Here is an 8,013-nt window from a genome sequence, read left to right as displayed (position 1 = left end):
TCTCGGTGGTCCGCTCCATCAGGCCGGAAACGGCTCCGGGGGTCTCGAGGAGCGCTTTCTTCATGAGCTCGAGTCGACGTCTGGTTCTTTCCACCTCGTCGACCGCCCCGAGAACCTTTCGATAGAGCTCGCCCGTCTCCTTTTGAAAAGCGAGCCCCTCGCCGCGATCGGTGCCTTCCAGGGTCGCGTTCTCGAGGTCGACGACCTCGAAGCTCTGGGGCTCTGCGAGCGGCGTCACGACGCCATCGACGAGCTTGGCGAGCACGACGGTGTAGCGACCCGGCACCACGAGAGGGCCCTGGGGCGGATCCGCCCACGGCGGCATGTCCCCGGGCGGCTCGATCTCCGCGGGCTCGTAAGGGGGGTAGCGCAAGTCCCAGGCGATACGATGAAAACCTGCCTCCTTTGGCGCCACGATCCGACGTAGCTCTTCACCATCACCGTCCCTGACGATCAGGAGGATCGTGGGATCGACCCGCCGCCTTTCCTGCTCCAATCTGTCGAACCCCGGGAAAGGTACGTCCCCTCCCTCTTCGCGAATGCGTTTCTCGTCCTCGCGGCGTTTCTCTCGGGCGCCCTTCAGCTCTTCTTTCAGGTAATAAGTCAAGACGGCGCCAAATGGCGGATTGGGCGCGCTGAAGTACGCGCCCCCCTGATACGCCTTGCCACGCACCGCGAGCGGGGTCGACGGAACGTAAGCGAGAGCCGTTCGCACGGGGAAAAGCAAGGCATCATTCTCGAGATCGGAAGCGCGCAGATCCCTGAGCGGAGTGTAATCGTCGAGTATGAAGAAGCCCCGTCCGAACGAAGCGCCCACGAGATCGTTCTCTCGCCTCTGAATCTCCAGATCCCGAAAAGCAATCGTGGGAGCCCCGCCGGAGAGCTCGACCCACTGCCCTCCTCCATCGGTGGTGAAGAAGATCCCGAACTCCGTGCCGAGGAACAAGAGGTCGGGGTCGACGTGATCCTGAACGATGGACCACAGGATGTGGCGTTCGGGGAGGTCGCCGGCGATCGAGCTCCAGCTTCTGCCCCGATCGTTGCTCTGGAGCAGATAGGGCGAGAGATCGCCGAGCTTGTGGGCGTCGAGAACGGCGAACACCGTGTCAGGATCGTGAAGCGACGCCCTCACGTCCTGGACGAACGATGACTCGGGAACGCCGGGGAAAGAGTCGACCTGGCGCCATGTCGACCCGCCGTCCTCCGTAATCTGAATGAGACCGTCGTCGGTGCCCACGTAGATCAACCCTTCGACGACGGCCGACTCCGAAACAGTCGTGGCGTTGCCGTACCAGGACATCGCGCCGTTGTCATAGAGATCGTCGACGCTCCACACGCGCCCCATGAGCTTCAGCTCGTAACGATTGTGCCCCCGGGAGAGATCGCCGCTCAGCGCGGTCCAGGAATCGCCCCGATCGTCACTTCGCCAGAGTCGCTGCGAAGCGAAATAGAGCCTCGTGCTCGAATGCGGGCTTATCAGGATGGGAGAGTCCCAGTTCCATCGCTCGGGTTCGTCGCCGGGGGCAGGCTGGGGCTTGATATCGACGAGCTCGCCGCTGCGGCGATCGTATCGGAGGAGGTTCCCGTTCTGCCACGTCACATAAAGGATGTCGGGATTCTCCGGATCCACCTGACAGGCGTAGCCGTCGGCACCGTAGGGGACGTACCAGTCCTGGTTGCGGATGCCGTGAACGTTCGGCGTTCGGGACGGACCGGCCTGGGTCCCGTTGTCCTGCATGCCGCCCACGACGTTGTAGAACGGCAGGTCGTTGTCCAGAGCAAGCTTGTAAATCTGGGTCACGGGCAAATTGGAGACGTATTTCCAGCTCTCTCCCCCGTCGAACGTTTCGTAGAGTCCGCCGTCGCTTCCGGCAAGGAGGTAGTCGGGGTCCCCCGGGACGAATGCCATGGCGTGGTTGTCGCTGTGCTTATCGGTCTCGCCGAGCTCGCGGAACGTCGCTCCTCCATCGTCGGTGACATGGATCCAGACGTCCATCTGATAGACGCGATCGAGCTGGTGCGGCGAGGCGTAGATTTCCTGGTAGTAGTGGGGTCCGGTGCCACCGCTCGTGTACTCGTTTTGTTTCGTCCAGCTCTCGCCCGCATTGGTCGAACGATAGAAGCCTTTTTCCTTTTCGGATGCCTCGATGGTGGCATAGACGATATCCGGATCGATCGGCGAGACCGCGAGGCCGATCTTGCCCTTGTCGCCTTCGGGCAGACCTCTCGTCAACTCGCGCCACCGTTCTCCCCCATCGACGGTCTTGTGAATGCCCGATTCCGGCCCGCCAGCCATCAGGGCCCACACGCTCCGGCGCCTCTGATAGGCTGCCGCGTAGATCACGTCGGGATTTCGCGGATCGAGCTCGAGATCGGTGACCCCGGTATCGTCGCTGATCTCGAGGATACGGTTCCATGTCTCGCCGCCGTCCATGCTCTTGTAGACGCCCCGCTCGCCCCCCGAGGACCAGAGCGGGCCTTCCGCCGCCACGTAGACCACGTCGGAGCTTCGCGGATCGACGAGGATCTTCGCGATGTGCTCGGAAGCCGCGAGCCCCTTGCGCGCCCAGCTCCGGCCACCATCCGAGCTCTTGTAGACTCCGTCGCCGTATCCCACGTGCCGGCCGCTCACGTTCTCGCCGGTTCCCACCCAGATCACTTCGGGATTGCTCGGGTCGATGGTGACGCAACCGATCGAGTAAGAGGACTGGTCATCGAAGATGGACTCCCAGCTTGTACCGGCGTTGGTCGTCTTCCAGACGCCGCCCGAGCCAACCGCCACGTACCAGGTATGTCGATTTACCGGGTGGATCGCGATGTCGGCGATGCGGCCCGACATGAGTGCCGGGCCGATGCTCCGGAGCTCGAGGCCGGCGAAAGTCTCGGAGCGGAATCGATTGGTGCTCGCCTCCTGGCCCGCCGAAAGCGACAACAATAATAGAAGCGATGAAAGCATATTCGTCATGATTCCAATGAACGTTGATTAGGGCTGGAGTCCCATCGCCTGTCGGATCGCCACGAAGCGTGGATCGGAGCGGTAGGGTTCGAAGACAGGTCGTGGCACGGTCGTGCAGATTTGCGGGATGCGCTCTCGAAGGGCCTGTTCGAGGAGCGTCAGCGCTTGCTCTTTACCACCTGCTTGAGCGTAGTAGCGGCTGAGGGTCGTGAGCGAGTACTCCTGTCTCGGGTAGGAGTCGAGCCAGGCCAGGGCCTCCAAGTTCTTGTCTTCGACGAGGAGCTCGAGGAACTTGCGCTGGCGATCGTCGAGATGAGCAACATGCTCGAGCAGTTCATCTTTCCTGCCCACCGCCCAGTAGACGTCCGCCAACATCACCCGCGTTTGCGAAAAATTCGGATCGAGCTCGAGCGTCTCTTGGAGTTGTTCGATCGCCTCGGGGTAGCGCCCGGCGATGTAGTACTTGAAGGCGAGCTCGCGCGAGAGTATGGGAGAGGTCGGCTCGAGCTCGAGTGCTCGCCGAGCCTCGCGGATCGCCTCGTCGTGCCGACCCAGCACCATCAAGAGCTCCGCGTACCACTGGTGGGCGACGGGGTAGGTCGGCTCGAGCTCGATCGCCCGCAAGAATCCTCGTTCGGCGGCCTCCCAATTCCACTCGTGCAGGAACTCGATGTAGGCGAGAGTGACGTGCGCCTCGGCGAGGTCGGGATTCAGCCGGAGCGCCTCACTCGCGGCAGACCTGGCCTTCGCCATCGCGGCGGACGGCGGGTAGTCCGCATCGGGTCCATAAAACTGAGCCCCGAGAAGGAGATAGCTGTCGGCGAGTCCCACGTGGGCGAGCCCGAGCTCGGGGTCGGCGACGAGCGCGTCCTCGAAAAACGCGATCGCCTTCTTGAAATCCTCGTTCGTACGTCGATTCCAGTGGAACCGCCCTTTCCAATAGGCCTGGTAGGATTCGCTATCGGAAATCACCGTCGGGGCAGGTCCCGAAGCTTCCTCGCCGGTCAGCTTCATACGTAGCGCCTGCGCGATTTGCTGCGCGATCTCCTCCTGAACCGCCACGATGTCGGAGAGCGCCCGGTTGTACTGCTCTCCCCAGAGCTGCACCCCGCTCCGGACATCGACGAGCTCCGTCTGAACGTTCAGGTTGTTACCCTGCTGCACGACCCGCCCGGTGAGCACCGCGCCCACATTGAGCTCCCGCCCCACGGTCTGAGGGTCCACATCGTGCCCGCGAAAACGAAAGGCCTTGCTCCGGGCCATGACTTTGAGCTCCGGGATCGAAGACAAACGGTTGATGAGAGTTTCGGCGATGCCTTCGCTCAAATACTCGACCTCGGGATCGCCTCGGGTGTTGTCGAACGGGAGAACCGCGAGTGAGTCGGCCACCTGTGTCGACGGGGCGCGAGGGAGCAGGAAATAGGACGCGATCGCGGCGACGGCGAGGATGGCCGCCGTAAGAGCCCATCTCACCAGGCTCTTTCTCGGCTTGGTCGTCGGTGCCGTCCGGGACTCCACGGAACGAGCCACCACCGTGTCCGTGTCCCGTCTGAGCCGCTTCAGATCCACCATCAGATCCTTGGCGTTCTGATAACGGTGCTCGCGATCCTTCTCGAGCGCTTTCAGAATCACCCGCTCCAGCTCCTCCGGGACCTTGAGGTTGTGGTGGCGAGGGGGTCTCGGCCCGAGGTTCAGGATGGCGTCGTAGATGAGCCCGGAGGTCGCGCCCTCGAACGGAAGCTGGCCGGTGGCCATCTCGTAGAGCACAACGCCGAGTGAAAAAACGTCGGTGCGGCCGTCGACCGTCTCACCCCGCACCTGCTCGGGCGACATGTAGATGACAGTGCCGGGCGTGGCATCGCTCGAGGTGAGCTGACCCGAAAACGTATCGATCTGACTTTCGCCGAGGGCTTCCATGACCAGAGCCTTGGCGACCCCGAAGTCCAGGATCTTTACGTGGCCTTCTCGCGTGATCATGATGTTCTGGCTCTTGATGTCGCGATGGACGATGCCTTTGGCGTGAGCGGCTTCGATGGCCTCGGCGAGCTCGATCCCGTGATCCAGGACCTGAGCGAGCGGCAAGGGCCCAGCAGCGACTTTGTCACGCAGGCTAGGGCCCTCGATGTACTCCATCGCGATGAACGCCTTGCCATCGACATCGCCGATCTCGTAGACCTTGCAGATGTAGGGATGGTCGAGCGCCGCGGCGGCCCGCGCTTCTCTCAGGAACCGCTCGCGGGCCGTTGGCTCTTGCTCGAGAGTCGGAGGAAGAAACTTGAGGGCCACCTTTCGCCCGAGCGCGGTGTCCTCGGCAAGGAACACACGTCCCATGCCTCCCTTACCGAGCGGCTCGAGGAGCTTGAACTGCTTCCACATGTCACCCGACGCAGGCATGATCGCGCGACCGACACATTAACCCCGATCGCGAAGAAAGTCGAGCCTGGATCGCGGCCGCCGGTCTCCCATGCCGTAGTCGAAATCGTCTCCACGGAGTCAGCCCGTCCTCCGACATTCGAGGAAGTGCTGGGCAATGGTCCGTCTTTTCTGCCGTGGCCGTCGGATGGATGCTGCCGCTTGGGTCGGCGCCAGAGTTGCCGTGCCCCGCGGTATCCCGTACCATCGGTCCGTGAGAGGGCGGATGGTTCTGTTATGGATATCGTTCGCCGCGCTTTCGGGTCTGACCGTCTTCGCGCAGACGAGGAGGAATCCGGACTGGGGCTGGCGAGGATGGTGGAACCGCGTTCCTCCTCGATTCCCCGATCAAGAGGATCTCAAAGAGCGATCCTTCACTTTCGCACGCGTCATGTACCAGAGTGTTCGGGACGAGCCTCTTGGTCACGGATGGAACACCGACTATCCCAACTCGGACGTGAACTTCATGATCCGCCTTTCCGAACTGACCAAAGCTCGCGTCGCCCTCGATGGTGAGGGCATGCCCAACCACGTCGTGGTGACCCTCACCGACGACGCGTTGTTCAATTATCCTTTCATCTTCATGTCGGATGTCGGAACCGCGGGGTTCACCGAGATCGAGGCGGAGCGCCTTCGAGACTATCTGAAGCGCGGGGGCATCCTCTACGTGGACGACTTCTGGGGTACCTCGGCCTGGGACCACTGGAGTCGAGAGATAGGCCGGGTGCTGCCCCCGGACGAGTACCCCATCGTGGACATCCCCCCGGACCATCCGGTGCTGCAGATGTTTTTTACCGTGCGCAAGATTCCTCAAGTTCCCTCCATCCAGTTCTGGCGACGCTCGGGAGGCACCTCCACGTCGGAGCGGGGCTACGATTCCGAGCAGCCGCATTTCCGCGGCATCTTCGACGCCGAGCGGCGGCTCATGGTTATCATGACCCACAATACCGACATCGCCGATGGCTGGGAGCGCGAGGGCGAAGACGACGAGTTCTTCTACCGCTTCTCGATCAGGGCTTACCCACTGGGCGTGAATATCGCGATCTACGCGATGACGCACTAGCTCAACGCCTGACATCACGATGCGTCCGCGGTGAGGTATCGTCTCGGGCGTGCGCTCAATCCTTCGCGTATATCGAGAGGCGTTCTCCGGACTCACGTCAGACCTCTGGCTCCTCGCGCTGGTGACGCTCGTCAACCGGAGCGGAACCATGGTGCTCCCCTTCATTTCGCTCTACCTGACGACCGAACGGGGCCTGGCGGCCGACGAGGCGGGACGCCTGATCGCCCTGTACGGTGTCGGCGCCGCGATCGGCGGCTACTCGGGGGGCTGGCTCAGCGATCGGATCGGTCACATCCGCACGCAGCAAACGAGCCTCGCGCTCGGCGGCATGTGCTTCTTGGTGCTGAGCGCGCTCGAGCGACGCGATGCCCTCGCCGCCGCCATTTTCGTCACCGGCGCAATCGTGGAGTCTTTCCGACCTGCGGTGATGGCTTCCTTCGCCGAACGAGCCGACCCCTCGATCCTGGCGAAGGCGTTCGCTTTTCTGAGACTGGCCGCCAATCTCGGTATGGGAATCGGTCCCGCGATCGGCGGTTTTCTCGCCCTCTACAACTATCGTTGGCTCTTCTACGCCGACGCCGGGACGTGCTGGATCGGAGCGGTCTTGCTCCTTCGGCTCACGAACACGAAAGGCTCGCAGACGCGCGAAAGCCACGAGTCGGGTGGTGTGTCGCCCCTGCGCGATCTCCCCTATCTGGCGCTCCTCGGGCTCGTGATTCTCATGGCGGCGGTTCTCTTTCAGATCTTCAGCACGTTTCCGCTTTACCTGAACGAGCACGCGGGATTTCGTGAGGACGCGATCGGCTATCTCTTGTCCTTCAACGCGCTTCTCATCGTTTTGTTCGAGATGATTCTGATCCACGCGGTGAGCGACCGAGACGGGATGCAGCTCGTCGGAGCCGGTGCATTCCTTTTGTGCACCGGGTTCGGCCTCATGCCGTTCGGCGCGACACTCGGATGGCTCGCCCTCACCGTCGCCGTCTGGACGCTCGGTGAAATGCTCGCCCTACCCATGCTCAACGTAGTGGTGGCCCAACGTGCGGCAGCGGGGTATCGAGGTCAGTACATGGGCCTCTATACGACCGCCTTCTCCCTGGCCTTCATCCTCGCCCCATTCGGCGGAACTCTCGTCTACGAGCAATTCGGCCCCGATAAGCTCTGGTACGGCGTGGGGGTCCTCGGCGTCGCGCTGTGGCCGCTCTCGGTCGCTCTCGGCCGCCATCTTCGGCAGCCGTTGAAGTCCTAAGGGCTCGAGGACGCCATCGCATCCGACAGGGCCGCGGAAACGCCATCGAGCGCCTGGTCGAATCCTTCGGTGCACGCGCCGAAGCCGAGACGGATGTGATTCGGAACCCCGAAGCAGTCTCCCGGCGCCAGCAGCACGCCCCGCGCGGCGGCCGATTCACAAAACGGTCTTGTATCCTGCGCGTGAACGAGACGGGGGAACCCGGTCATGCCACCCGGAGGGCGAACCCACTCGAGATGGTTGGAATGGTCGTGAAAAAAGCCATCGAGCGACGCCAGGTTGGTCTCCGAGACAGCGCGAGCCCGATCGAAGATCGCGTCCCGATTCCTGACGGCC

5 protein-coding genes are annotated in these 8,013 nt (G+C 62.7%); 2 read left to right on the top strand and 3 right to left on the bottom strand.

What is annotated here, in order from left to right:
• Together VEK15_29980 and VEK15_29975 are read right to left on the bottom strand one after the other, a co-directional pair.
• Positions 1–2,965 (bottom strand): glycosyl hydrolase (locus VEK15_29980; protein ID HXV64965.1); only part of this gene is annotated, 2,965 nt, incomplete at its 3' end.
• Positions 2,966–2,983: 18 nt separating this feature from the next.
• On the bottom strand, positions 2,984–5,350 hold the full coding sequence (locus VEK15_29975) for a protein kinase (protein HXV64964.1): 2,367 nt from the start codon (positions 5,348–5,350) through the stop codon (positions 2,984–2,986).
• A gap of 244 nt (positions 5,351–5,594) precedes the next feature.
• On the opposite strand from VEK15_29975, the gene VEK15_29970 reads away from it, so the two are divergent.
• Positions 5,595–6,431 carry a DUF4159 domain-containing protein gene (locus VEK15_29970; protein ID HXV64963.1) on the top strand — a complete coding sequence of 279 codons (837 nt, stop codon included), beginning with the start codon at positions 5,595–5,597 and terminating at the stop codon, positions 6,429–6,431.
• 49 nt (positions 6,432–6,480) lie between these two features.
• Complete coding sequence (locus VEK15_29965; GenBank protein HXV64962.1) at positions 6,481–7,677, top strand: MFS transporter; 1,197 nt, start codon at positions 6,481–6,483, stop codon at positions 7,675–7,677.
• On the opposite strand, the gene VEK15_29960 is transcribed toward VEK15_29965, so the two are convergent.
• Positions 7,674–8,013: pyridoxal phosphate-dependent aminotransferase (locus tag VEK15_29960; GenBank protein ID HXV64961.1), on the bottom strand; the 340-nt coding region annotated here is incomplete at its 5' end. The two genes, VEK15_29965 and VEK15_29960, sit on opposite strands and share 4 nt — an antisense overlap.

Source organism: Vicinamibacteria bacterium (assembly GCA_035620555.1).
Lineage (GTDB): Bacteria > Acidobacteriota > Vicinamibacteria > Marinacidobacterales > SMYC01 > DASPGQ01.
This window is presented reverse-complemented; position numbering and strand designations above follow the sequence as displayed.